23 protein-coding genes are annotated in these 25,238 nt (G+C 42.2%); 4 read left to right on the forward strand and 19 right to left on the reverse strand.

Annotated features, from left to right (window positions below; genetic code table 11):
• Positions 1 to 5: 5 nt before the first annotated feature.
• The 6 genes from NR125_RS15605 to NR125_RS15630 all read right to left on the reverse strand — a co-directional run bounded on the left by NR125_RS15605 (position 6) and on the right by NR125_RS15630 (position 7,734).
• Positions 6 to 1,103 (reverse strand): nicotinate phosphoribosyltransferase, encoded by a 1,098-nt coding sequence (locus NR125_RS15605; protein WP_009333337.1) that lies wholly within the window; start codon positions 1,101 to 1,103, stop codon positions 6 to 8.
• 166 nt (positions 1,104 to 1,269) lie between these two features.
• On the reverse strand, positions 1,270 to 4,371 hold the full coding sequence (locus NR125_RS15610) for a DNA translocase FtsK (protein ID WP_256815639.1): 3,102 nt from the start codon (positions 4,369 to 4,371) through the stop codon (positions 1,270 to 1,272).
• A 348-nt stretch (positions 4,372 to 4,719) separates the two neighbouring features.
• Complete coding sequence (locus NR125_RS15615; RefSeq protein WP_217027867.1) at positions 4,720 to 5,520, reverse strand: DUF1444 domain-containing protein; 801 nt, start codon at positions 5,518 to 5,520, stop codon at positions 4,720 to 4,722.
• A gap of 188 nt (positions 5,521 to 5,708) precedes the next feature.
• The gene (locus NR125_RS15620; RefSeq protein ID WP_009333341.1) at positions 5,709 to 6,026 is read right to left on the reverse strand and encodes a thioredoxin family protein; all 318 of its coding nucleotides are present in this window, start codon (positions 6,024 to 6,026) and stop codon (positions 5,709 to 5,711) included.
• Positions 6,023 to 7,045, reverse strand: a complete 1,023-nt coding sequence (locus NR125_RS15625; RefSeq protein WP_019383040.1) for a PTS sugar transporter subunit IIC — start codon at positions 7,043 to 7,045, stop codon at positions 6,023 to 6,025. Before NR125_RS15625 ends, NR125_RS15620 begins: the two co-directional genes overlap by 4 nt.
• 176 nt (positions 7,046 to 7,221) lie before the next feature.
• The gene (locus NR125_RS15630) at positions 7,222 to 7,734 is read right to left on the reverse strand and encodes a hypothetical protein (RefSeq protein WP_009333343.1); all 513 of its coding nucleotides are present in this window, start codon (positions 7,732 to 7,734) and stop codon (positions 7,222 to 7,224) included.
• Positions 7,735 to 7,896: 162 nt separating this feature from the next.
• Between NR125_RS15630 and NR125_RS15635 the strand changes: the two genes are divergently transcribed.
• Entirely contained in the window at positions 7,897 to 8,343 is a 447-nt protein-coding gene (locus NR125_RS15635) for a YtoQ family protein (RefSeq protein ID WP_009333344.1), read from the forward strand.
• Positions 8,344 to 8,363: 20 nt separating this feature from the next.
• Here the strand turns inward: NR125_RS15635 and NR125_RS15640 are convergent, their stop codons facing one another.
• A complete protein-coding gene (locus NR125_RS15640; RefSeq protein ID WP_009333345.1) occupies positions 8,364 to 8,876 on the reverse strand; it encodes a DUF84 family protein in 513 nt (170 codons plus the stop codon).
• A 54-nt stretch (positions 8,877 to 8,930) separates the two neighbouring features.
• A complete protein-coding gene (locus NR125_RS15645; protein ID WP_009333346.1) occupies positions 8,931 to 10,004 on the reverse strand; it encodes a M42 family metallopeptidase in 1,074 nt (357 codons plus the stop codon).
• Between the two features lie 229 nt (positions 10,005 to 10,233).
• Between NR125_RS15645 and NR125_RS15650 the strand changes: the two genes are divergently transcribed.
• Positions 10,234 to 10,548: a PepSY domain-containing protein gene (locus NR125_RS15650; protein WP_009333347.1), complete on the forward strand. Its 315-nt coding sequence runs from the start codon at positions 10,234 to 10,236 to the stop codon at positions 10,546 to 10,548.
• Positions 10,549 to 10,837: 289 nt separating this feature from the next.
• Here the strand turns inward: NR125_RS15650 and NR125_RS15655 are convergent, their stop codons facing one another.
• Positions 10,838 to 11,680 (reverse strand): YtnP family quorum-quenching lactonase, encoded by an 843-nt coding sequence (locus NR125_RS15655; RefSeq protein ID WP_192908970.1) that lies wholly within the window; start codon positions 11,678 to 11,680, stop codon positions 10,838 to 10,840.
• A gap of 166 nt (positions 11,681 to 11,846) precedes the next feature.
• A complete protein-coding gene (gene trmB / locus NR125_RS15660) occupies positions 11,847 to 12,485 on the reverse strand; it encodes a tRNA (guanosine(46)-N7)-methyltransferase TrmB (protein WP_019383036.1) in 639 nt (212 codons plus the stop codon).
• Between the two features lie 234 nt (positions 12,486 to 12,719).
• On the opposite strand from trmB, the gene NR125_RS15665 reads away from it, so the two are divergent.
• On the forward strand, positions 12,720 to 12,998 hold the full coding sequence (locus NR125_RS15665; protein WP_009333350.1) for a YtzH-like family protein: 279 nt from the start codon (positions 12,720 to 12,722) through the stop codon (positions 12,996 to 12,998).
• Between the two features lie 3 nt (positions 12,999 to 13,001).
• Here NR125_RS15665 and NR125_RS15670 read toward each other — a convergent pair whose 3' ends face one another.
• From NR125_RS15670 to thpR, 5 genes are all read right to left on the reverse strand, one after another.
• Positions 13,002 to 13,775 (reverse strand): phosphotransferase family protein, encoded by a 774-nt coding sequence (locus NR125_RS15670; protein WP_009333351.1) that lies wholly within the window; start codon positions 13,773 to 13,775, stop codon positions 13,002 to 13,004.
• A 657-nt stretch (positions 13,776 to 14,432) separates the two neighbouring features.
• Complete coding sequence (gene pulA / locus NR125_RS15675) at positions 14,433 to 16,583, reverse strand: type I pullulanase (protein WP_019383033.1); 2,151 nt, start codon at positions 16,581 to 16,583, stop codon at positions 14,433 to 14,435.
• Between the two features lie 59 nt (positions 16,584 to 16,642).
• Complete coding sequence (locus NR125_RS15680) at positions 16,643 to 17,632, reverse strand: diacylglycerol/lipid kinase family protein (RefSeq protein ID WP_192907788.1); 990 nt, start codon at positions 17,630 to 17,632, stop codon at positions 16,643 to 16,645.
• Positions 17,622 to 18,599 (reverse strand): NERD domain-containing protein, encoded by a 978-nt coding sequence (locus NR125_RS15685; protein ID WP_019383031.1) that lies wholly within the window; start codon positions 18,597 to 18,599, stop codon positions 17,622 to 17,624. The genes NR125_RS15680 and NR125_RS15685 overlap by 11 nt, the downstream gene beginning before the upstream one ends.
• A 274-nt stretch (positions 18,600 to 18,873) precedes the next feature.
• A complete protein-coding gene (gene thpR, locus NR125_RS15690) occupies positions 18,874 to 19,452 on the reverse strand; it encodes an RNA 2',3'-cyclic phosphodiesterase (protein ID WP_256815640.1) in 579 nt (192 codons plus the stop codon).
• Positions 19,453 to 19,706: 254 nt separating this feature from the next.
• Between thpR and cysK the strand changes: the two genes are divergently transcribed.
• Positions 19,707 to 20,639 carry a cysteine synthase A gene (cysK, locus tag NR125_RS15695; RefSeq protein ID WP_019383028.1) on the forward strand — a complete coding sequence of 311 codons (933 nt, stop codon included), beginning with the start codon at positions 19,707 to 19,709 and terminating at the stop codon, positions 20,637 to 20,639.
• A 54-nt stretch (positions 20,640 to 20,693) separates the two neighbouring features.
• Here cysK and dat read toward each other — a convergent pair whose 3' ends face one another.
• From dat to NR125_RS15715, 4 genes are all read right to left on the reverse strand, one after another.
• Positions 20,694 to 21,563: a D-amino-acid transaminase gene (gene dat, locus NR125_RS15700; RefSeq protein ID WP_019383027.1), complete on the reverse strand. Its 870-nt coding sequence runs from the start codon at positions 21,561 to 21,563 to the stop codon at positions 20,694 to 20,696.
• An 88-nt stretch (positions 21,564 to 21,651) separates the two neighbouring features.
• Positions 21,652 to 23,070: a dipeptidase PepV gene (pepV, locus tag NR125_RS15705; RefSeq protein ID WP_256815642.1), complete on the reverse strand. Its 1,419-nt coding sequence runs from the start codon at positions 23,068 to 23,070 to the stop codon at positions 21,652 to 21,654.
• Between the two features lie 104 nt (positions 23,071 to 23,174).
• Positions 23,175 to 24,353 carry an ABC transporter permease gene (locus NR125_RS15710; protein WP_192907793.1) on the reverse strand — a complete coding sequence of 393 codons (1,179 nt, stop codon included), beginning with the start codon at positions 24,351 to 24,353 and terminating at the stop codon, positions 23,175 to 23,177.
• Positions 24,343 to 25,059 (reverse strand): ABC transporter ATP-binding protein, encoded by a 717-nt coding sequence (locus tag NR125_RS15715; protein ID WP_217027860.1) that lies wholly within the window; start codon positions 25,057 to 25,059, stop codon positions 24,343 to 24,345. The genes NR125_RS15710 and NR125_RS15715 overlap by 11 nt, the downstream gene beginning before the upstream one ends.
• Positions 25,060 to 25,238: the final 179 nt, after the last annotated feature.

A 25,238-nucleotide genomic window follows, 5' to 3' on the forward strand; every position in this document is an offset into this window, starting at 1 on the left:
TTCAGTTATTCAACCTTTTCAAGGCGGGGGTTTGGACGATAACGGCGTCCTGCCTTAGCTGCATGCTTACCGTCAATCATTACATTGTCTCCAGTGAACCCTGTGGTGATCTTCAGCAGGCTGCTTCCAATTCCATAGGTATCAACCGGAACACCCTGTTCTTCAAATTCACGGATTCGGGATTCAGTAAAACCGCCGCTCACCACAATCTTCACATGTTGGAAACCTTCATCATCCAGCGCTTTTCTTAAAGCGAAAATCAGTTCTGCATTGACTCCGCGCGGGTCAAACGTTCCCAGCAAATGCTGATTTCTTAAGAAATATTGATCAATCATTGTTCTTGATGTATCAACCCGGACACCTTTAAGCTCTTTGCCAAAGGCTCTTGCCACTTTCAGGGAATCGGTGATGGCATCATTGTTGTAGTCTACCAGAGCAACTAAATCGTCTTCAGGAAACGTCTCCTGATAAGCCTTAGTAGATGCAACGATATCTCCCTCGAACATTTGGATCAAAGCATGCGGCATTGTTCCCATTCCTTTTTTGCCCCACCATTCATTCATCGCATGCGTGGCCTGGGCTGTTGCCCCCCCAATAAAGGCTGCATAGCCATCTCCTGCCTGGGTGATATAATGATCATCCCGGTCCCCCATGAAGATGACCTGCTTTTGAACACCAGAAACACCTGCTGCTTTTACCACATTATAGACATTCGTGGCAACTGAAGTTCTTCTGGCCAATATGCCGTCAATTATTCCTTCAAGATATCCGAAATCCTGATATCTTCCTGTAATGGTTAAAACTGTTTCAAAGGGTGAAATCTTATCACCGTCTTTTAATGAATAAATTTCCAGATCATCCGGGCGGTCTGCAAATGTTTTTAGCAGCGCAATGACTTCATCCGTACCGCATAGAACGGCATGATTCTTTTGGAAAAACTGCATGGTTACGATTTTATCTTCGTGATATTTCTTAACAATTTCTCTTGTTTTAAGGAAGTAAACCGCTGAAAACCAGCCATCTCTTACACGTTCATCGAATTTAAAAGTCTGGTTTGTCAGACGTTTGATTTCTCCTTTAACCTTCATTTCAATTTCCTTCATCCCTAAAGCTCCTTAGAAACATTAAAGAAAGCAGAAGCGCCTGCTGACTTGGTTTGCAAGGAGCAGGCCTCTATGCCGGCAGCCCGCCAGCTTTAGAATGCTTTCTTCGTTTATCGTAGTTGTTTATTCATATTATTTTAAACATGCAAGTAAAGAATACCATGGATTAATTTAATGTACTAGTCTCTTGTATGGATTCAAGATCAGCTTCTGTAATGAGGACATCCCTTGGCTTGCTGCCTCTATTTTCAGAAATGAACCCTTGTTTTTCCATCATATCAATCAGCCTGGCTGCCCTATTATATCCTATTTTAAATCTTCTTTGCAGGCTTGAAGTGGAAGCCGCTCCCTGATCAACAACAAACTCGCATGCTTCAAAAAACAATTCATCCTCTTCTTCTATTGCATGAGCTTTTTTCAGAAGTTCTTCCTGCTCAAATAAGTAGTCAGGATCGCGTTCCCTCCGTACATGGGCTACCACATCATCAATTTCTTTATCTGAAACAAATGTACCCTGCAGCCTCACTGGCTTTGAGGATCCGTTTTCAAGGAAAAGCATATCTCCCCGTCCAAGCAGTTTTTCAGCTCCGCTTATATCAATGATTGTTCTTGAATCGATTTGAGATGACACAGAGAATGCAATTCTTGTAGGCACATTCGCCTTGATTAAGCCGGTAATAACATCCACGGAAGGACGCTGGGTTGCAATAATCAGATGAATTCCGCATGCACGGGCTTTTTGTGCAATCCGGCAAATGGCTTCTTCCACATCGGCTGGCGACATCATCATTAAGTCTGCCAGCTCATCAATCACAATGACCATAAATGGCAGCTTCTCTGAATATTGCTGATGCTCCTCTGCCAGCTCATTAAAACGGTTTATATCCCTCACACCTGCATGGGCAAACAATTCATATCTGCGTTCCATCTCCTCGACAGCCCACTTCAAGGCTGCCGTTGCCGCTTTTACATCGGTAATAACCGGGCTGACCAAATGTGGAATTCGATTATATGGTGCAAGTTCGACCATTTTTGGGTCGATCAGAAGAAGCTTCAATTCATCGGGACTCGCCTTATACAGCAGGCTTACCAGGATCGTGTTAATACAGACGCTCTTCCCTGATCCCGTTGCACCGGCAATCAAACCATGCGGCATTTTCCGTAAATCCGTCACAATCGGCTTCCCAGAGATATCAAGCCCCAGCACAGCCGTTAATGGGGATTGGCCAGTCTGGAACTCCGGGGTGCTGATGATCTCACTGATAAGTACCGGACGGCTGCTCTGGTTCGGAACCTCAATGCCGATTGTATGCTTTCCTGGTATCGGCGCTTCGATCCGAATATCCCTTGCTGCCAGACTCAGCTTTATATCATCTGAGAGGTTCGTGATTTTATTCACCTTGACACCTGGTTCGGGCTGTACTTCAAACCTTGTTACAGAAGGTCCTTGCGTAACATTAACCACCCTCGCCCTGACATTGAAATTTTGCAGTGTAGAATTTAACATCTGTTCCTGTTCGTAAAGCCAATCGGAAGCTTCCTCCATGATTACTGGCGGTGTCAGCAATGTCTGGGAAGGAAATTGGTAATAAAAAATTTCTTCGTCCCCCTGATATGTCTGTTCATCCTCAAATCGGTCCATTTCCGATGCAGGCGGTGTCTGCTCTGCATGTTCTTCCATAGGCAAATGGTTCACCGGTGGATGATTCTCGATCTTTTCTGCAGCAGCAGCAGACTGCTGGATATTTTCTGACGGAAACATAGCGATATTATTTTTTTTTTCATCTGACGGTCTTGCCATCTTATCCTGCTGATTCAGTTTTTTTCTGTCATTATTCAGCATGATGACATTAAATGGAATTGATCCTCTTGATGAAGGCTTCTTCCCTTCCTGGGCATCTTCTTCCTGCTGTGGGGTTGACGCAGCAGATTCTGTTTTTGTTTCTAAGTATTCATTTGCACCTGCAGTCTCATTTTGCTCTGCATTCTCAGCCCTGTTTATATCAGAAATCAGTTCAGCCTGAGTAGAGAACGAGCCTGTTAATTCCCCGCTATCTTCATGATCAGAACTTAATTCAGCTTTATTAGACATCTCCATTCCTTCTGCTTGTGAGTTTCCCTCTTTTAAGTTTATATGGATAAACTCTTCCGAGTCACTTTTAGCAACAATCCCTAAATCGTGATGAAATTCATTCTTTTCTTCATCCTCTTCAGCTTCAATCTCAAGGATATCATGAGATCTTAATTCGCTCTGCTCTGAGAGTTCTGCTGTGTATTCTTCTTTTTCTTCCTCGTGCAGAGCCTCTTCAATCAAGTTTGCGAGCGATCTGCTGATTTCCGATTTTTTTTTAAGACCGATGCGATCCTCACTATTTGGAGATTCACCGTCAGGCTTGGAAGATCCAAGCTGCCTGCCAGGTTCCTTATGATCTTGCCAGGCAGTATGTGTTTCTTCATGCCGCAATGTTTCTTGGTTATTTTCAGGTACTTCAAACATTAATTCAGACGCTTCACCTATTTTGTATCTTTTGGCTGCTGGTTCCTCTGTTTCCAATGCAGAAGCCTGTGCCTGTAAAGCTTTCAGTTTATCGGAAATGACAGTTTCTCTTTCTTCATCCGAAACAGCTTCGGTTACATTCGGCCGATTAGGGGGGGTCTGCTGAATTTTGCGCATAACCTCATCGTATGTAAGTTCCCTGCGGTTTTCCTGTTCCCCGTTATCAGATTTATCTTGCTGGGCATTTGGCCTTGGCCTTTTAAATCCATATATCGGCGATGGAATTTCTGTTGGCTGAAAAGGTCTTTTCTTGCTGGCAGCCTCTCTTTCATTACGGGTCAGAATTTTTTCTTCACTGGCAGGTGGTGGCGCAGACTTTCTTTGCCGCTCCCTATCTGCGGAACGAGGCGTCCTTTTTTCATGGATTGGAGTATCCGCCGGCTTTTTCTGCCATTCCGTTTCTCCTGCCCTTGACTTCCGTTTTTCAGTTTTATTTACAGGCTTCCCACGATTATGATCCTGTCTATTATGATCCTGTCTTTGCTGCCTCTTATTCTCCCGTTCTGCTTCATGGTCAGGTATGACCGGAAAACGGAATTGGCCTTTGGGGTATTGATAGACTACTTTAGCATCTATGTCTCTCGAACTTTCTTTTGTTTTTTTTGCAGGCGGCTGCTTCTCATAGTTATGCTCATCTGCATGTTCTTCCATTTCCTCATATTCTTCCTCATCACTTTTAAACATATGGAATAGCTTTTTAATCCAGCTCATTTATATCAACTCTTTCTATTAAAAACTTTGTTAGACTTTCTATATTATTTTAGCAGTTATTCACAGATTTTGAATAAGAAATCCGAGAATGAGTCCTTATAAAGACAGAATGGGTAAATTTACAAACAAACTAAAGGCTGCAGGCATACTTTCGACTCAGGCGGGTGATTAAAGGTTCATAAGTAGTGGTATCTGTCTTTTTACCCGGAACTGCTTAACTTTCATTTAAAATAACGGATCTATATATCATTCGGTAATGGTTCATCTCACCTGGGGGTTTATCGCCTTGTTTTCAGGAAGAATCAGTGTTAAACAAAAAAAGGACCACATTGCTGTGACCCTTAAAACCTACTTTTTTTTATTCTTACCCAAAATAAATATTGGTTCAAACTCTCCATTCTCATATAAGAATGACAGGGAAGTAATGGGCACTCTGCCGCTCGCAAAGAAACTCATAGTCATCTGGGCGAGAACGTCATAGCCTGTTTCATTTTTTATATCAGCAATAATCAATACGTCCTGATGCGGAACGGCAACGGCCATGGATCCTTCTACTTTCCTGCCCATTTCTTTAATAAAGGAATCATTCAGGATTCTGCTTGCATCATATCCATCATTTTTGTTTAAGAAATAGAAAGTGTTGCCTGCAACAGTATCCGATTTCATATCTGTCGACAGGGATCTTACGTTGAAAAGAGCCGTTTCTCTAATTCTTTCGGGATCCCAGCTCTCTTTTTCCATTAGCTTTGCATCAATGAGGCGATACGTATTTCCAAGATCGAGCGCATAGTAAATTCGTGTTTCAGCCGTATGTTCATCTGTCAAAAAAGGAATACCTTCCTGTGACTCGCCTGGAAAAGAAGTTGATCGGATGACTGGAAAAATATTTTTTTCATGTCCCGACAAATGGGCATCCTCCACCATTGCCTCCAGGCCTTCTTCCACATAATAAACGACTTCTTCAATCGCTTTTTCCTTTTTCTCCTGCCATTTAGCAATAATGCCCGGAAGAGAGATGGTAATTCCTTTTCCAGTGTCCTTATTTTCGATTCTGAACTGATCTTTTTCCCTGTCAAAAGAGAAAGTCCGGTTCTCTTTTGCTAAGCGCTGCTCCAATTCATTTTTCATCTTTTTACTATCCATTTTCATATATAAGCCCCTCCTTATGGGGATTGATTTCCGACTATCATTCTACACTAATAAACCCTCCTGCTCAAAAGAGATGCAGGAGGGCCTAAAAACGGAAGCGCCTTGCCAGCCCCCGACGCCTCGAGAGGGCAGGCTGCTTGCGCTAGACATTTATCAAAGTAAAATTTGAACACTAAATGTACACAGGCTTATTGTTCAAGAGTTTGAATAAAGTTTTCAATTTCTTCCTGGGTTTTACGGTCTTTGCTGACAAAGCGGCCAAGTTCCTGGCCATCCCTGTATCCGATGAAGCTTGGGATCCCAAAGACATCAAGCTCAATGCAAAGATCAATGAATTGATCGCGATCTACATAAATAAAAGTGTATTCACTATATTTTGCTTCTATTTCAGGCAATATCGGTTCAATAACCCGGCAATCCGGACACCAGTCAGCTGAAAACATGAAAATATGCTTCCCATTGCTGCGCATCTCGTTAAATTGTTCTGCCGATTCCAGTTTTTTCATTTTTTTTCGCCCCCTGTGCTGATATGCATGTCTCCATATTGGATCCAGCCTTTCTTCCTCATATACTCAGATAATAACAGGCTGATAAGAGCCGGTCCAATAAAATGCAATATAATGACCTTCATCCAAATTTCTGAACCAAAGCCCATCGTTGTAAAAGTCATTATCTGTCCAACCAGCCCGCTTGTTCCCATGCCTGCTCCTGCAGCATTGTTCTCCATTAGCCAGACGGTCGTGCCAAAGGGTGCCAGGAACGCACCTGCAAGGGTAGGTGGAATAAGAATACGCGGATTTTTAATAATGTTGGCTACCTGCAGCATGGATGTTCCTATTCCAATCGCTACTAAACCGCCCATTTTATTTTCCCTGAAGCTGCTCACTGCGAAGCCGACCATTTGTGCTGCACAGCCAATAGTGGCAGCTCCTGCTGCAACTCCGTGCAGATCAAGCATAAGCGCAATGGCGGCTGAAGAAATGGGTGCCGTCAAGGCAAGCCCCATTAATACCGCCACAATGATGCCCATGATGATTGGCCTTTGCTCTGTTCCCCACATGATCAGGCTGCCAAAGCTCTTCATTCCATAATCGATCCCGGGGCCAATTAATGTTGAAACCATATAACCAGCCACAATGGTAACAAGCGGTGTTACAATGATATCAACCTTTGTTTCCTTACTGACAAGTTTTCCAAGCTCTGTGGAAATAAGAGCTGCAGCGAAGCTCCCTGCTGGACCGCCAAGAGCCGCGCCGGCAGCCCCGCTGGCAATGGCTGAAAAGATAACAAGCGGTGGAGCATTAAGTCCGTATGCAACTGCAACACCTATTGCAGGCCCCATCAGACCCATAGCCAGAGTGCCCATATCCTCCAGGTATTTGAAATCAGTCTGTTCGCCGACTGTCTTAATAATAAGCCCAATGATCAGCGAAGCGAACAATCCAAGCGCCATGCTGCTCAGTGCATCTATAAAATATACTTTAGGTGAAAGGGTTACCCCTTTTCTATTCAGAAAGGCTCTCATTATTTTCCCCCTATTTAAAAGTTCTGCAACTATAAGATAACACATGTAAAGACACTTGTAATATAAAATCTTTTGTATTCTTATTGTTCTTTATAATAGGGGTTTTCTATCATAATTTATTAAAAATAAATTCTTAAAAAAAAGCAAAACAAAAACGAAGGACATCGCCCTTCGCTTTAATTCTTCACCTGGACAGAATTAGCTATCTCCATCATTGCAGCGGCCTCAGAGGATAAATTTCTGGTCGCAGCCTGCGTAGATAATTTTACTCCGCCAATCCCGACTACCAATTCGTGTTCGTCTTTTTTCCCTCTGTTGATTAACAGGAAGCCATTATGTCCATCTTTTGTAAACGTCTCTTTAACTTCATATTTATCTTTTTGCTTTAGGGTAGCATCATAAACAACCTTGCTGTCCGGGCCTTCATGCTGGTTGTAAAAAAGGATATACCTTTTGGAGCCATTTTTTAAAATGATGTTATTTGGACTTTCCTCTTCTACTTCGTAGCCGAAAGGCAAATAATATTCTATATCTTCAAACTCATGATTTGTCTTTTCAGGTGATAGGTTGAATGCTTCCTCTGCAGCATTCTTTGCGGCAGTTTGCTCTTCTTCCAACGATGCTGAACAGGCACTGACCAGTATAAATGAAATAAATAAGAGCAAGGCTGCGGTGAATCTTTTATGCATTCTAAAGTCCCCTCCTTGCATGGAATCTCATATCCTTCCCTATCATACATTTCTTCTTAATAGTCTGACAACCCTTCATATAAGGATTGAGGGCCTTTTCACTGCGTTACTTCTTAGAAGAAATGTTAAAATATAAGAATATTGCATAAAGGAGGAAAAAGAATGGAAATAACCGTCTACTTAGCAGGTGAAATACATTCCAATTGGCGCAATGAATTAAAGGAGAAAGCTAAATCACTTCAGCTGCCTGTTCATTTTACAGGTCCTATGGAAAACCATGACCGTTCTGACATGATCGGAGAGGAAATTCTCGGGAAGCAGCCGGATGCAATCTTCCGTGATGAAGCCGCTTCAAGCATCAATAACTTAAGAACACAGCTTCTTATGCAAAAATCGGATCTCGTGATTGCTTTGTTTGGTGAAAAATATAAGCAATGGAACACAGCCATGGACGCAAGTGCTGCTGCGGCACTTGGAAAACCGCTGATCCTCATCCGTCCCAATGAGCTGCATCACCCTTTAAAGGAGCTTTCAAGTAAAGCCAATGTTACTGTTGAAACGGTCAACCAGGCCTTGAAAGTTTTGTCGTACATCTTCGAAACCGAATAGAAAAAGGGGTTAGCACCAAGCTAGCCCTTTTTTCTATATTCATATTGCCCAAGAAGAAGCTTCATGACATGCGAGAACATGTCAGCACGATTAATCTGCCCATTTGTAAAAATCCCAACAGCTCCTTCATTTTTGCGGATATTTTCTTTTTTTGCGTAATCATCCATTACAGGGCCAAGTTCTTCGCCAGCCAAAAGCCGGACTGCAACCCCATCTGGAAGGGGAATCCTGGCTCCGCCAGCAATAATCGGAGGCTGCCCTTTTTCCGCAAGAGCCCCCCAATTACAGAGAAATAGCCCGTGCTCTGTTTTCTGCACACCGCCCTCGAGGCCAATGCCAATTTGTCCGCCGGATGCTTGGAGTGCTCCATATGCTCTATTGATGGCCCCTTTTATGGTTTCTTCATCCGAGAATGGCTGGTCGTTCACTCCTGAGGGCACATCTTCGGACATAATAACAGCTTCATAATGGCTAAAAGCAGTTTTTACTGCCAAAATCTTTGCGGGATTTTTTGAACCAATGATGACTTTCATGTGTACTCCTTTCATATTACAGGAAAAAGAGACAGCACCTGCTGTCTCATCTGCTTAACTGTTTTGACGGATGGTTTCTACTGTTGAACGGTCACAAGCTTTTACTAATTTAACAAGCAATTCTTTTGCCGCTGCATAATCATCGACATGCACAATGGATGCATGTGTGTGAATATAACGGGAGCAAATGCCGATTACTGCACTTGGAACACCTTCATTGGATATGTGAACTTTACCTGCATCTGTTCCGCCTTGCGAGACGAAATACTGATATGGAATGTTGTTCGTTTCAGCTGTATCCAGAACAAACTCCCTCATGCCGCGGTGCGTTACCATTGAACGGTCCAGTATGCGCAGAAGAGCTCCTTTTCCTAAATGGCCGAACTCGTTTTTATCCCCGGTCATATCGTTGGCAGGGCTTGCATCCAACGCAAAGAAAATGTCAGGATTGATCATATTCGCTGCTGTCTGTGCACCTCTTAAGCCAACTTCTTCCTGAACTGTTGCTCCGGAATAGAGAATATTGGGAAGTGCTTCACTCTGGACTTCTTCTAAAAGTTCCACCGCCAAACCGCAGCCATAACGGTTATCCCATGCTTTCGCCAGGATTTTCTTTGCATTTGCCATTGGTGTAAATGGACAAATCGGGAGAATTTGCTGTCCTGGCTTAATGCCTATTCTTTTCGCATCTTCACGGTCATCTGCACCAATGTCAATCAGCATATTCTTTATTTCCATCGGCTTGCTGCGCTTTGCTTCGTCTAAAAGATGCGGAGGAATTGAACCGATAACTCCTGTCACCGGTCCATTATCTGTAATAATTTGGACTCTTTGTGCAAGCAAAACCTGGCTCCACCAGCCTCCCAGTGTCTGAAAACGGATCATTCCATTATCTGTTATGGAAGTGACCATGAAACCAACTTCATCCATATGGCCTGCCACCATGACAGTCGGGCCGCTTTGATCGCCTCTTTTCACGCCGAAGATGCCTCCAAGCTTATCCTGAACGACTTCTTCTGTATACTGGCTGATCTGTTCGCGCATGAATTTCCGTACTAAATGCTCGTTTCCAGGCGCCCCTGGCAACTCTGTCAATGTTTTAAAAAGCTGCAATGTTTTTTCGTTCATTATTATTCTCCTTTATCACTTTGCGAATTGGCTATGCAGATATGTATAATTTCATTTTACAGAACTTTCATACGTCTTTCCACCATTTCAGGCAGGAAACTTCGGTTGGCGAAATTTAAGCTGTGTATTATTTATTTTAGTTCATGCCTATTTTTGATAAGATAGAATTGGAAAACAGAAAAATTTGTAAAAATGAACTGCTTATATCATCAGCCTGGGAGGTGCAATTATGAATTGGAAGTCATTTATGTTAGGTGTTGGGGTTGGTTTGGCGAGCGGGTACGCAGCTAGGGAATTGCTGTCGCAGAAAACTGCTGTTTCCCCTGAGAAAGCTTTGGCAAATGCAAAGGATGCATTTAAACAGGAAGGGCCGATAAGCGGATCATGGATTCATATGAAAGCTGAACCTTATGAAAAAGGTCATTTAAAATATCAGGTTTATAAGGGCGGCATTTCGAGGTTTTCGGGTGAAGAAGCCGAGCAGTATGAATTCATTGCCGACGCAGAGACTGGAACCATTTTGGACGTTTTTCCACTGCATTGAGAAAAGCACAAATGCCTTGCCCAAGAAGGAATGCAGACTAAGAACGCCACGTCCTCCCAAAAGCTACCACCGCTCTGTCGTGCGATGTTTATGCTGTCGAAGCCTTCCTTGTCCTGCGGGCCTCAGGCATAAGACATTTCCTGAAAGAAGGTGGTTTTCTCCTTCTGAAAGGAAACAGCTTATGTCCCCGAGTCCCTAGGAGCCGTAACTAGACAAGCTTGTGACCTCGAGGGGGCAGGCCAGTTATAGACGTTTAAAGAGTATTAAAAAATCCCCGGATGGGGATTTTTTAACTTTGCTTCTTTTCCACCTTCTCAGCAATATTTCCTGATTCATCCCATTTGACTGCCCGGTAAAAAGCATCATGATAAAAAGTAAACCATGCATTTCTTTCCAGCCCGTATTCCATCCATTTTTCCTTGGCACTTATGGAATCCATCGGATAGTCATCGTAAGCGAGAACCCAAAGTACATTCGCATGGGCATGAGTTGGCATGATATCAGCCATATGAATGACGGTCTCATCCTCATCTTCTATAACAAGTATAGAATGGCCATCACTATGGCCGCCTGTATGCACCATTTTAATAGGGCCGAGCGTCCACTCTCCTGCAAAGACATCCACCTGATCCTGAATGGACTCCCAGTTTTCTTTCCAATATGTATTCCTTGAACGGATATTAGGATTTCTCATTTCTTCCCATTCCACTTGTGATGCAATGATTCTTGCATTTGGAAATATAGAAGAAAATTTTCCTTCTTCCGGTTTTGTCAGTCCGCAGGCATGATCAAAATGAAGATGCGTCATAAGGATATAATCGATGTCCTTTGGTGACAGGCCGTGCTTGGCTAAATCCTGTTCAACAAAAGACTCTTCAAGCGCTCCGAAATTCCTCTTCTGTTTATCACTCAGCTTCCCGTTTCCAAGACCCGATTCGACTAGAATATTTTTACCGTCAAACTGAATAAGGATGGGATCTGTTCTCAGTTCGATCTGATTATTTTCATTGCAGGGATATCTTTTAGACCATAAAGGCTTAGGAACTACCCCAAACATGGCTCCGCCATCAAGATGTGTGACACCGCCGCGAAGCCAGTACAGCTTTACGTTCTTTAACTCCAATGCTTCCATCATTATCTCCTCCATTTGAGTTTTTCTGAGCAAGCGCTCGCATTCCCCTTATCTCATATTAACATTTAAGCGCTTACTTGTAGAAATATTTAAATTATTCCACACGAATGCAAACAGTCAAATATAGCAATATCCAAAAAAAGCCTATCCATCCGGATAGACTAGCTTATCTGTATTGAACTTCACACCGGAATATACGGCTTCCCCTTGAAGAAAACTTCTCTTCATATTCGGTCATGATGTTTCCTTCATAATCGCTATTGTGAAGGTCCAGGCTGACAAATGTCAGAAGCATGCCGTACTCGGAGAAACTCATAAGAGATGATTCAAATAATCCCTGGTTATCAGTCTTAAAGTGTATTTCTCCTTTATCCCCAAGGATATTTTCATAAATCTCCAGGAAACTTTTATAAGTCAGCCTGCGTTTTGCATGGCGTTTCTTTGGCCATGGATCTGAAAAGTTAAGGTAGACACGATCGACTTCGCCTTTTTCAAAGTAATCCCGAAGATCATTGGCATTCACATTCAGAAGCTTTACATTTGGAAGTTCATCCTCGATGATACGATCCAGAGCAGTGACGATGACGCTGTCAGCGAGCTCAATTCCAATGTAGTTGTTTTCCGGGTTTGCTTTCGCCATACCAGTTATGAAGCGGCCTTTTCCTGTCCCAATTTCTATATGAAGGGGCTGATCTTTATCGAAGGCTTCCTTCCACTTTCCTTTATATTTTTCAGGTTCTGAAATTACGTATTGTGGATATTCGGCTAATTTATCTTTCGCCCAAGGTTTATTTCGCTGTCGCATTTTGACACTCCTAAAAATTAATATCGTTCAAACAATATCATGCCTGTCGCAGTGATGCAACTTTATTTTTAGAGGGATTACTATAGTGGTTCATCCCTTGTTTGTAGTTTAACCCAATGGCACTCAAACACCTAAATTACAATCCGCCAATGAATAAATAAAAAAAAGAATCCACAACCTAAAAGTGAATTCCTTTTGTTTTTATTTTCAGCTTCAATAGAAAGGGTGCTTTTCATGCCGCTTGGACACCAGGATCAATTAAATTTATTAAAAGATATTTTAAGCAATCATCAGACAGATTGCTGTGGCTCTATTTCAGAATGTGAACAATTGGAACGTTTGGTTAAATCATTAATGATCAACGGAAATATTAATCAAAACGTAAAAACAGTATTAGAAGAAATTTATGAATACAGTCAGCACGGGATCAATTCTTCACAATTGGATACTCACATTGAATCCCACCAGAATGAATTATCACAATGGGTACAGGATATAGATCAATTTTCGTAAATCTTAAAGGAGCTCATCCAGATAGGAAAGCCACTTTTCCATTTCCTGGTACCTGAATTTATTTTTATGCCATTGGATAGATGTCAAAGTCTGTGCAATCACATACCATTTCATGCGGAGCAGCAAATTATCTGTCAACTGAATGCCGTACCGCTCAAGCCAATTTGGCCATTCTTCTTTAGAAATATACCAATACAATAGCATCCCCAGATCAATGGCCGGATCTGCTATCATGGCTCCATCCCAATCAATCAAGTACAGCTGGTTGTTTTCCGAAAGCAGCCAGTTGTTATGATTCACATCGCAATGGCACACCGTATTTTCCTCACAGTGGATATGCGAAACCTCTTGCTTCAGGAAATCGACTGACTGAATAACAGCAGCCTGCTCCTTCAGATCACAATCCAGTTCTTCCTCAATCAAACGCAAAAGGGTTTCGGGCTGCAGCGGAGACTTACCCATTCTTGTCAGCATACCAAGCAGCGGCTTTGAAGAATGTATTTTTCTCAAAAGCTTTGCTACGCTTTCCTGGTTCATGTCAGAAGCTTTTAGCTCTCTTCCATTAAGCCATTGCTGGGCAGTTATAACGTCCCCATTTTCCATTCTTTTTGTCCAGATAAGTTTCGGGACGATTCCTTCCGCAGACAGAACCGCCAGGAAAGGAGAGGAGTTTCTTTTAAGAAAAAGCCTCTGCTCTTCGTGCTTTGCATAGAAGGCTTCCCCTGTCGCCCCTCCGGCGGGAACAATCTCCCAGTCATGTCCAAATAAATGTTCCAAAATTGTTCACCTGCAATTTAGTAAGCCATTGGTTGTAGAATAGCGCAAACGCCTTGCCCACCTAAGGAACGCAGACTAAGATCGCCACGTCCTGTGGCAAAGTCTGCATGACCCACACCCTGTGGGCCTCAAGCACAAGACGTGCCTCCCAAAAAGGCGCCTTTGCCTTTTTGGGGGAATCGGCTTGTGACCTCGAGGGGTAGGCTGCTTGAGCTAGACAATTCTCGAGTTCAAATAATAAAAAGTTGAAAAATAAGCCCTGTTTTTTGCAGCAAGACTTATTTTGCCATGGCCAATAAAAGGGCCGTTGCTTAATAATGTTTTGTTCTATTCGACTATATTGCATTTTCGCAAATATAGCTGTTTATCAGGTTAATTAAATAAAGCTCCTATAAAGCACAAAGTAATCAGCAAATACAAACCAGCAATGTTTTGGGAATATAAAATAAAAAAAAAGCTATTGATGTTAGTCCCTCACAATAGCCATCTTTATAAATTTTATTCTTACTGGCTTTTTTCGTCAAGTGCATCTATTTAGGTTTACGGAATATCATCTAAAAAAATGAAGATTTTTCTGGTCAATTCATCATTATTTTCTTATTAAGGATAATTTTTGAAATAATAGAACTGAACAGTGGTATGCTTCTCAGACTTCTTCTATCTTCTGCAAACCAATACATATGAACTTAATGGCGGCATTTCAAATCTGGTGTTAATCTTGCGGATAGTGGAAATCCCGGCCTCACGTTCATCCGCAATAAGGTCCCAATCCCCAGCCGGGAGAAAAATTTCTTCTTCCGTCATTAAAGGATTGATAATCACGGCTGCATGGCTGCACTCGGCATTTTGATCACTGCTTGTTAACACATAACCCAATAGAGGTTTTTTAATATCCAGAAACCGCATGGAATTCCGGATCATTTCTGCATTGGCGAGTCTGAAAAGAGGAATTGACCTTCTTATGCTGATCAGCCCTTTAATATATTCAACATTATTTAAGTAACGGGATTTCCTTTCCCAGTCCAGATTATTGATGGAATCTGGAGCACGGTAGCTGTTTCCATTTCCTTCTTTGGTCCGAAAAAATTCCTGTCCGCTATGCAAAAATGGAATTCCTTGGGAAAGAAGGACCATTGCTGTTGCTAAGCGGTGCTTTTGCTGCTGCACAAGAGGATCCGCATTTTCAGAACAAACCTGTATTTTATCCCATAAGGTATGATTATCATGTGATTCCACATAATTTACAGATTGGGACGGGGAAAGGAAAATGCCTTTTTCCTTTTTTTCGAGGCCAATGCTTCCAGCCAATACCTGCTTTGCCGCATCATAATAATGCTCATTTCCCAATGCATAACCTTTATCATATAAATTAAACGTACTGCCTTTGATGGAATCTCTGAACCAGTCATTGAATTGGCCGATTCCAGGAAGCTTTTCCTGATTGCGGATGCTTGCTTTTTGGTCATCCGGTATAGGGGTATTCAAATCCCAGCCCTCACCAATAATAATGACAGACGGGTCAATCAATTCTGCATTCTGGCGAACCTCATTCATCGTTTCAATATCGAGTATACCCATCAAATCAAACCTGAACCCATCAATTTGATATTCCTTTATCCAGTATGATACGGAATCAACAATAAACTTCCGGGCCATCAGGCGTTCCGAAGCAAAGTCATTTCCAACTCCGGTGCCATTTGACGGCATTCCATATTCATCATGCCGGAAGAAATAACCCGGTACGATTTTTTCAAAAGAAGAATGCTCGCGAATATAAACATGATTATAGACTACGTCCAAAATGACCCGAATTCCCTGGGAATGAACAGCATAAATTAAGGCTTTCAATTCTCTGATCCGCGAGTAGGGATCTAAAGGATTTGTAGAATAACTTCCTTCCGGAACATTAAAATGGAGGGGGTTATAACCCCAGTTATATTCTTCTTTTGGACTTTTTTCATCCACACCTTCGAAGTCATGGACAGGCAGAAACTCAATATGAGTAATACCAAGCTGCTTCACATAGGACAGGCATGTAGGCTCCCCGTCTCTGCCGACGGTATTTGTCTCTCCCGCTCCTAAATAAAGGCCTTTCTGTGCTGCCCCGCTCGCGGGATGAATGGTAAAATCCCTAATATGCGTTTCATATATGATGGCATCTGTGGGCTGCGGAAGCGGCGGAAGCTCCGGCTTCTTTACTTTTGTATTTTCCATATTGACTACCGCACCATATTCCCCATTTATAGCCGAAGAGACTGCGTATGGATCAACAGCTTCTTTCCACTCAAGGTTAATGCATACAAGGAAAGAATAAAGAAAACGATCCAGGTCGCCTTTTACTTCACAGCTCCAGACTCCTCTCTCTTCTCTTCCCATCGGAATAAGCTCAGCTTCCTGCTCCAGTGCTCCTTTAAGCTTCAGCTTTACCTTTGCGGCTGTCGGAGCCCAGAGCCTGAAATGTGTCTTTTCTTTGCTGTACGAGAACCCCAGCGGACCGTCATAATAGAATTTCTCATCAAAATCACTTGTACGAATAACGGCGCCAATTTGCAGATCTGTTTTTCCCCCATATTCGTCCACTATCCAATATTGTTTCCCAAATTCCGCTTCATGTTCTATTCTGCATGTATATTTAACGGCATCCTCAATCGGCATGCTTTTCAATATTTCAACAGGAAACTCTTCTTCCCAGTCAGTAAGGAGAGAGAACCCGGAAGAACGCCCCTGATGATAGCTGAAAGGAAGTATGATCGTAATGATGTGCATTTCGTCTAAGTATGCATTAAAAGTCCGTTCAATCGTTATCATTCCGAATTCATCTCCTTTACTTAGTCGGACGGTAATTTAAGAGCAGCTCTCTCCTAAAATCAACACCCATCTTTTCCATTGCCAATAATTACAGGAATGGCTTCGGGGCAAACAGAGGCCGAAATCGGGGAGCTGCCTAAAGCCTCTCCATCTGCGTGAGCAGGAATGGGGTGTGAAGATCTAATGCTGACATTCTGGCCCTGAAGAACTGTGACTTCTTTAAATGCTATATGACGCCCCTTGAAGACAGAGGCAAATACAAACAAAATTTTTATTCTTGATATATTGTGGACGACCGTAACATTTAGAATTCCATCAAAAGGATTTGCATCCGGAGAAATCATCATACCGCCTCCATAGAATGGCTGATTGGAAATAGTAATAAACCAGGCTGAATCGAAATCGAATTTTTTTCCATCAATGACGATTTCAAGATCAGAGCATTTATAAGTAAACAGCTCTTTTACAAGAAAGAGAGCGTATACAAATTTCCCCAGAGATAACTGATTCAAGATTCCTTTCATCTTTGAACTGTTTACTTTCCGGGAAATCAGTGCATCAAAACCAGCACCCATATTATTAATAAAATATGTTTTTTTCCCATCTATGTGTCTAATCATTCCGATATCAGCTTTTACAGAAGAATGACTGATCCCCTTAAGAATTGCTTTTAAAGATTCTGCCGGGTCTTTAGGAATTCTAAAGCCCCGCGAGAAATCATTCCCAGATCCTCCCGGAATAAATCCGACTGTCACATTCCGATGACTCACAGCACCATTCATAACCTCATGAACCGTCCCGTCTCCGCCCACAGCAACAAGATATAATCTTTGCCCGCCCGCCTGTTCTGCATAGATCTTTGCCAATTCCCTGGCATGGCCCTGATATTCTGTCCTGGCTGCAGAGAAAGGGATATTTTCCTCTTTCAGCATCTGCTCAACTTTTTTCCAGACTTTCAGGCAGAAGCCATTTTTCGCCTGCGGGTTAATAATGAACTTAAGCTCTTCCCTGCTATGAGCTTTATCCTCGAGGAAATCTTCATGATTCATCCCGATTCTCCCACTCCAGCCTTTTGACTGATGCAGTCTGGCAATATTGAAGCAGTACCTGCGCTCCTTTTAATTGAACATGCTTGAGAGGCGAACGCTGGCTTCTCATTGTCTGAAACCATTGATCATAGGTCCTTTTATCGATTAACTGAACATCAATAGGAGCTGCCGGATAATCAATATATCCATTTCGGGTAAGTAAAGCCTTTTTAATCGGCAATTCAATAGAATGAATTTCAAATATTTTTCGGACAATTTTTTCAGTCCTATTTAATGCAAGCAGCGGATTCAGGACCTTCTTTTCCTCCCCTTTTCCCTTTTTTGTCCAGAATCTATCCTTCGAACCTGAGAATACTGCTGAATCTTCTTCCTCCAAAAAGCTGATGCACCATACCTCTGTCGGGCTTATAACAATAGTTTCTGTTTCCACCGGAGCCTTTTTCAGCAGAAAGATCGGATTGAACATGACAAGATACGTATCCGGATATCTTTGCAGAAAATACTTTAGCTTTTCATCATAATAGTAATGCTTATCGGGAAATGATTTTTCCGTTAATGTGGAGGTTGCCCATTTCATCTGGAATCGGAAAAGCTGGTCTAGAAACTGGTGTTTTAAATTCTCAATTGTTTCTGGACGCACAGCAAAGGAGGCTTCAAATTCAAGCACCTCTTCCTCCTTTTTCAATTCATCCCCGGAAGCCCCGTATTCCTCTAATTCTTCATTTTTTCCCCGCTTTAACAACCCCTTTAGCTTTTCCATGAGCGGTTCTTTTTCTTCCTCAAGCCACTCCGCTGTGCCGGCTGTATATTGCTGCCCGGATTGAGGATTGAATGAATCATTTGATTCCCATGCTTTATGCCATTTATCCCACTGCTGTTTTTTTAGTCTGACAAATCGGGAAGGATATACAAAAATGTCTTGCTGGTAACGTGAAACATAATCCTGCAATTTAATTAACTGTCCCATTCTCCTAGCCCTGCTTTCGTATATAACTTTCTATCTCTAATTATTCATTTAAGTTTTTTTATTTTGCCCGTTGATTTCCGCTGCAGGCACTCGCCTTCCACGGGACTGTCGGGATCCTCCTCAACGCGATGCGTCTGCGGGGTCTCCCCTGGTGCGCTACTCCCGTTGGAGTCCCCCACCTTCCGCTCCTATCAACTCAGTGATAAATATTTTATATTCTCTCAAAAGCAGCAATTTCACCTAAGCTGTTTTTCATTAATAGTATGTATTTATTTTATTCCCCCACGAGCGGAAAGATGGCAATGCTTTCATATTTCGGTGTTTTGTCCAGATGGGTCTGATATAGAACGACTTCTGAAGCCTCAAATTCAAGGGGCTTCTCCTTGAATGGACTGTAAGCGTCCAGCATGTTTTCCTGAAACGGAAAAGTGCCGGCCCATTTTCTTGCCATAGTGATATGAGGTTTAAATGGTCTTGTCTCCAATTCAAAGCCCGCTTCCTGGCATGCTGTATATACTTTCGATCTTAAATCTTGGAGATGTTTGTCCTGCTGTGTTCCACACCAGAAAATTCTTGGTGCGTCTTGTTTTCCAAATACGCCAAGTTTGCAGATATGCAGAGGAAATCTTTCTTCGTGTCTGATTGAGTCAGCGGCAAGCTTGGCTGCTTTCTGCAGTTTTTCCTGGGGTGCAGACCCTAGAAATGCTAGGGTAATATGATAATCCTCTTGATGGACCCAGCGGCTAAAAGGCAGTTTTGGACTTAAATTCCCACAGTATTCTTTCAACTTTTTCTTTGTTTCAACCGGTAATTTCATCGCAAAGAAAAAATGAGCATTCAATTGTTTGTACACTTGAGATTCCTCCATATTTTCACTTATTTTAACAAACATCAGTTAAAATTGGCAGATACTTTCTGTTTGACCTCTCATTTTAAGTATTCTTCCAATTCCTTTTGATTTGATTGGAATAGTCTGTTTTAGTATGATGGACATAATATGAATAGTTATAGATTTCCTTTGTTAGGATGAAATTAAACAAATCGACATAAAATAACAAAGTATTAAACTTCCTTGTTATTACAGTCTTATTTGAAAGGGAGAGTCAGATGAAAGTTGTTAACAATCTCGCGGACTTAATTGGAGATACTCCACTTGTTAAATTAAATAAGCTCGCCCCTGAAAATGGAGCAAGCATCTATGCAAAGCTTGAATTCTACAATCCAAGCCGCAGTGTAAAAGACCGCGCGGCTTATAATATGATTGTCGAAGCTGAGAAAGCAGGCCAATTGAAACCAGGTTCAACTATTATTGAACCAACCAGCGGAAACACCGGCATCGGGCTTGCAATGAATGCAGCAGCACGTGGCTATAAGGCCATTCTGGTTATGCCTGATACCATGACGGCAGAGCGCATCAACCTTTTGAAAGCATATGGAGCAGAAGTTGTCCTGACTCCTGGAGATGACAAAATGCCCGGTGCTATACAAAAAGCAAATGAGCTGGCTGAGGAAATTCCAAACAGCTTTGTGCCGATGCAATTTGAAAATAGCGCTAACCCTGATGCACACCGCTATTCAACAGCAGTCGAAATTATTGAGGGCATGAAGGAAATCGGCAAACCACTCTCTGCCTTTGTTGCCACGGCAGGCACTGGCGGCACGATTACCGGCACAGGAGAAGTTTTGAAAGAGCATTATACTGGATTGGAAGTACATGTTGTGGAACCCAAGGGCTCACCTGTCCTATCAGGCGGAAAGCCTGGCAGACACAAGCTTGTCGGCACAAGTCCCGGATTTGTTCCGGTAATTCTCAATACGGATGTTTATGATGAAATCCATCAAATCAAAGATGAAGAAGCATATGATACAACGCGCAGAATGGCAAGAGAAGAAGGTATATTAGTCGGTCCATCCTCAGGAGCAGCCTGCTATGCTGCCATCCAGGTTGCAAAAAGGCTAAAGCCGGACGATGTTGTCGTATTCATCGTTTGCGATACTGGAGAAAGATACCTTTCAAGCGATCTGTTTCAGTTTGAATAAGTAAGTTAAAAGACAAGACCCCAGGGATTACTCCTGGGGTCTTTCGTTTTAGAACTATCTAATTTTAACCGTCAAACTGCCGCACTCTTTTTCAATTGCCTCTTCAAAAAGGTTCTGTAATTTATTTGTGATGGGACCAGGACTTCCATTACCAACCGGCTTTCCTTCAATCTCTATAATCGGAGTAATTTCAGCTGATGTACTGGACATAAAGACTTCATCCGCGTCCAGCAGATCATCCTTTGTAAAAGCAGATTCTTCAAGTGCTACTCCATTTCCCCTGCAGATCTCGTTGATTTTACGGCGGGTAATGCCATTTAGGATCAGATTTGTTGCAGGGTGCGTATATAGTGTCCCATCTTTTACAATCGCTATATTGGAAGAACTTCCCTCAGTCACCGTATCCCCGCGATGCTGAATTGCTTCAAAGCAGCCCGATTGTGCTGCTTTTTGCTTTGCCATGATATTGCCAAGCAAGTTCAGACTCTTTATGTCACAGCGCAGCCAGCGTATATCTTCAATCAAACTAGCCTTAACACCATTTCTCATGCTCTCAACAGGTCTTGAGGTTTCACGGGTATAGGCTGTAAGCACCGGTGCAACGTCTGCACCAGGATAAGCATGATTTCTTGGAGAAGTCCCCCTGGAAAATTGCATATATACTATTCCAAGTTCAAGATTATTCCTTTCGATCATCTCTGCAAGCATCTGTTTAAGCTGCCCTATAGAATAAGGGATATCGAGCTCTATTTTCCTTCCGCTCTCAAGCAGCCTTTCAAGGTGCTCATCTGCCGTAAACATTTTTCCGTTATAGACGCGGATTACTTCATAGACGCCATCACCAAATTGATAGCCCCGGTCCTCAATATCTACTTTCGCTTCAGAGCGTTCGATCAAATCACCGTTCAAAATGACATATTCCATTTCTCTGACACTCCCTGTAAATGGTTTGTTTGTCTAATCTATTAGCTGTTAATGTAAAATCTTTCAGCCATCATATCAGGTTTTAGAGCTATTTCGCAAGTTCATAAATCGCCTGTGCATAAATAGCTGCAGCTTTAATTAAATCCTCAATAAACACATATTCATCTTTTTGATGTGCCACGTCTTCCCTGCCTGGGAAAAGCGGGCCAAACGCTACACCAGACTTCAAGGAACGTGCATATGTGCCCCCGCCAATTGCTAAAAGCTCTGCCTTTTCGCCAGTCTGCTGTTCATACACGTTTTTCAGGGTTTGGATAAGAAAGTCATCTTCTTCCACATGATGCGGCTTGGAATCAGTGAAATTCTCTAATCTGAAATGTTCGTCTTCGATCAATGACTGAAGCCTATTTTTCGTATCATCCATATTGTTAGTGACGGGATAACGTACATTAAAGCCTAAGCGGCCGCCATTTTCTTTTGTATATGATAGTTTTCCTACATTAACGGTTAAATCACCGGTAATCTCATCCGCACAGGCGATGCCAAGCTTTCTTCCTCTGGAATCATCACATAAGTATCGTGATACAAACTGAAAATAATGGCATGCCTTCTCATCCAGCTGAAGGGATGCCAGGAATGACGCCATCAGAATACCTGCATTTTTCCCATTATCAGGCTCCATCCCATGAGCCGATACCCCCTGAAGCTCCAGAATCAGTTCGCCGTTATCTATGTAATACTTTCCTTCAAGCTCAGTCTTTTTGAGGAAATCAATATACCTTTGCACCACTTCAGTGTGTTCAAGATGGACTACAAGACTAGCTTTTGCAAAATCAGGAACCATGTTATATCTTCTTCCTGACTGGAAATGCACGACCTCTGCCAGTACTTCCCTGTCTGTTTCTTCGGTATGGCCGATTTGGACAAGATCAAAATCAGAGATGCCCTTTTCTGCATAGATGATTGGGAAATCGGCATCAGGGGCAAATCCCATTGCCGGCATTTCTTCGTGTTTAAAATAATGCTCTACACAGCGCCAATCACTTTCTTCATCTGTTCCAATAATCATTCGGACCCTTTTGCTTAAAGGCAGCTCCAATTCCTTTACAATTTTCATAGCATAATATGCAGCCATTGTTGGGCCTTTGTCGTCGATCGCCCCTCTGGCAAAAATCTTTCCATCGCGAATTTCTGCACCAAATGGGTCGCTAGTCCATCCATCTCCTTCAGGAACTACGTCGACATGACAAAGTACACCAACAATTTCTTCACCCTCGCCAAATTCCAGATGACCAGCCAGGCTGCCGACATTTTTGACAGTGAATCCATCCTTTTCTCCAAGTTCAAGCATGAAATCGAGTGCTTCCTTCACACCTTCACCAAGGGGGGCATCATCTGCTGCATTCTCTTCATCCAGCAGGCTTTTAATTCTTAAAAGTTTTTGGGTATCTTCAATTAAAGCTTCTTTTCTGTTATTAACCTCTTTTTGCCAATCCAATACGTTCATAAAAGTTACCTCCTTATCCTGATTTGAACATTTATGATTTCCCCATTATAACCGATTTTGCCTTAAATTTGCTTATGGGACTGTTTAATAAAAGCATACCTTTATTATGCACCAAGAATGCCGAACCTTGCCAAGATGATTGTCAAGGCGCTTACAATCAGTCCTAAGATCAAAATGGCGAGGAAGAATAAGGCTATGACCGTTCTATTCTTTGCAGTGAAATAGAAATCTTTTTCACTATATTTTTTTGTGAAGGGATGGGACATGATGGATTTATCCCAAGTAATAGAAAGCCATGTATACATCAAGAAAAGAAAGACACCCGACACAATTACTTTTATCCATAGTGGCGGAATGGCAATAATCCCCGCTGCGCTTACAGAAATGATTTGAAAATAACTGAAAATAAAGGAGGGATTCCGTATGAAAATCTTTATGAATAATTCTATCAGTCCCGTAATGGGTGTTCTCTTCTTAAAGATTCTTCTGGAGTTTCTGAATAATAGAGGTTTTGTCCTCTTTGAAATAGCAGGCTTTTCTATTTCAGGAGCCATCATAAATATCCATTTGATATACTTTGTTTTTTCCTCCTGCTCAAGCAAAATTTCAAAGTCTACGGCCGATATCCCTTTCAGCATCTGGGAGACTCTCGTTAAAGTGCCGGAAAGCAGCACTGCCGAAATCATGTAAACCGGAAAGTCTGCACCGAAATTCCACAGAGAATAAACGAGCTGGCTGAACCAGCTCAATAATACAAACAGCAGAAAGCCAATTACATATTTTCTAAACTTCCCTTCAATCCTTTTCAGAGAATAGGAAACTGTCATAAGCGTCCATTTCAGAGTAATGAAAAAAGTCAGCAGGGCAATGATTTGACTCCATTGCAAAAAATAACTGTTCTTTAGAAAGGGAAGAAGAAGAGCGATTATCGCGCCTGTACTGACTGCCTGAAAGAAAAGTGAATAGCCAACTCCCCATTTTCTCATTCCCAAATAGAGGCTCTTATTTTTCACCAGAAACACCTTGTCAGCCTCTTGTATAAATGGGCGAAAGTTACCCAGCCATGAATAAATATAAAGCAGGAAGAAAAGGAGAAACATTGGCAAGTTTGCAATCCATTCAGGCGTTTCCAACCACCAGGAGCGATATATCATTCCAAAAATGATTGCACCGGGAACAATGAGATAAACCATGATGGTCCAATCTGCAACGGAACGGAAAATACCAAATTGATACTTCCAGCTATTGATTAACCTTCCAAAAAAGAGCGAACTACTTTTCATTGTCATTTCCCTCTGCAATCTGATGAAAGCAATCATAAAGCGAACCAGCCAAAAGACCGCATTGCTGCCTGATCTCGTCTAATGAGCCGGAAGCCTTCAACTGGCCATCATGCACAATTAGAAAGCTGCTGCACACTTTCTCTGCCGTATCCAGTACATGAGTGGACATAAGAATGCCTGCGCCCCTTTGCCTCTCTCTTTCAATTGATTCCAGAAACAGTTTCATAGCATTAGGATCAAGTCCAATAAACGGTTCATCAATAATATAGACATCCGGCTTGGCAATCATCGCAAGAATCAGCATCGCCTTTTGCTGCATCCCCTTTGAATATGTGCCGGGAAATTTATGAGCGTGTTCAGACAGATTATACTCCCTCAAGAGCTCTGATGCCCTCTTCTTATACTGTATTTCCGACAGTCCCTCTACGGCAGCTGTAAAATCCAAGTGTTCCCACAATGTCAGCTCATCATAAAAGATGGGGCGTTCAGGTATATAGGAATACTTAACTCCCTGCTTAAATTTCACTGTCCCCTTTTTATGTTCCAATAATCCCAGGATTGTTTTAATCGTTGTGCTTTTTCCTGCCCCGTTAGGACCTATAAGGCCGATCAATTCCCCCGCCATTACATCAAAATTAATATTATGTATGATCGGTTTTCCATTTTCATAGCCTGCTGATGCAATATCGACGTTTAATAAGTTCATTTACTCTCCTCCTGACTATACATACGGATATAATTGGAAAAGGTTTGCTCTTTTTCATATATTCTTTAAAACCATAATAAAACTGCCCCTCCGAAAGGGGCAGTCAGACTGTCGACAAACTCGATGAAAATCGTGCTTGTCTGCAGTCTTTTTTATTTTAAAATAGAAGTAATACAATG

Origin of the sequence: Cytobacillus sp. Bac17, assembly GCF_024519925.1 — a bacterium.
Taxonomy (GTDB): Bacteria; Bacillota; Bacilli; order Bacillales; family Cytobacillaceae; genus Cytobacillus; species Cytobacillus pseudoceanisediminis.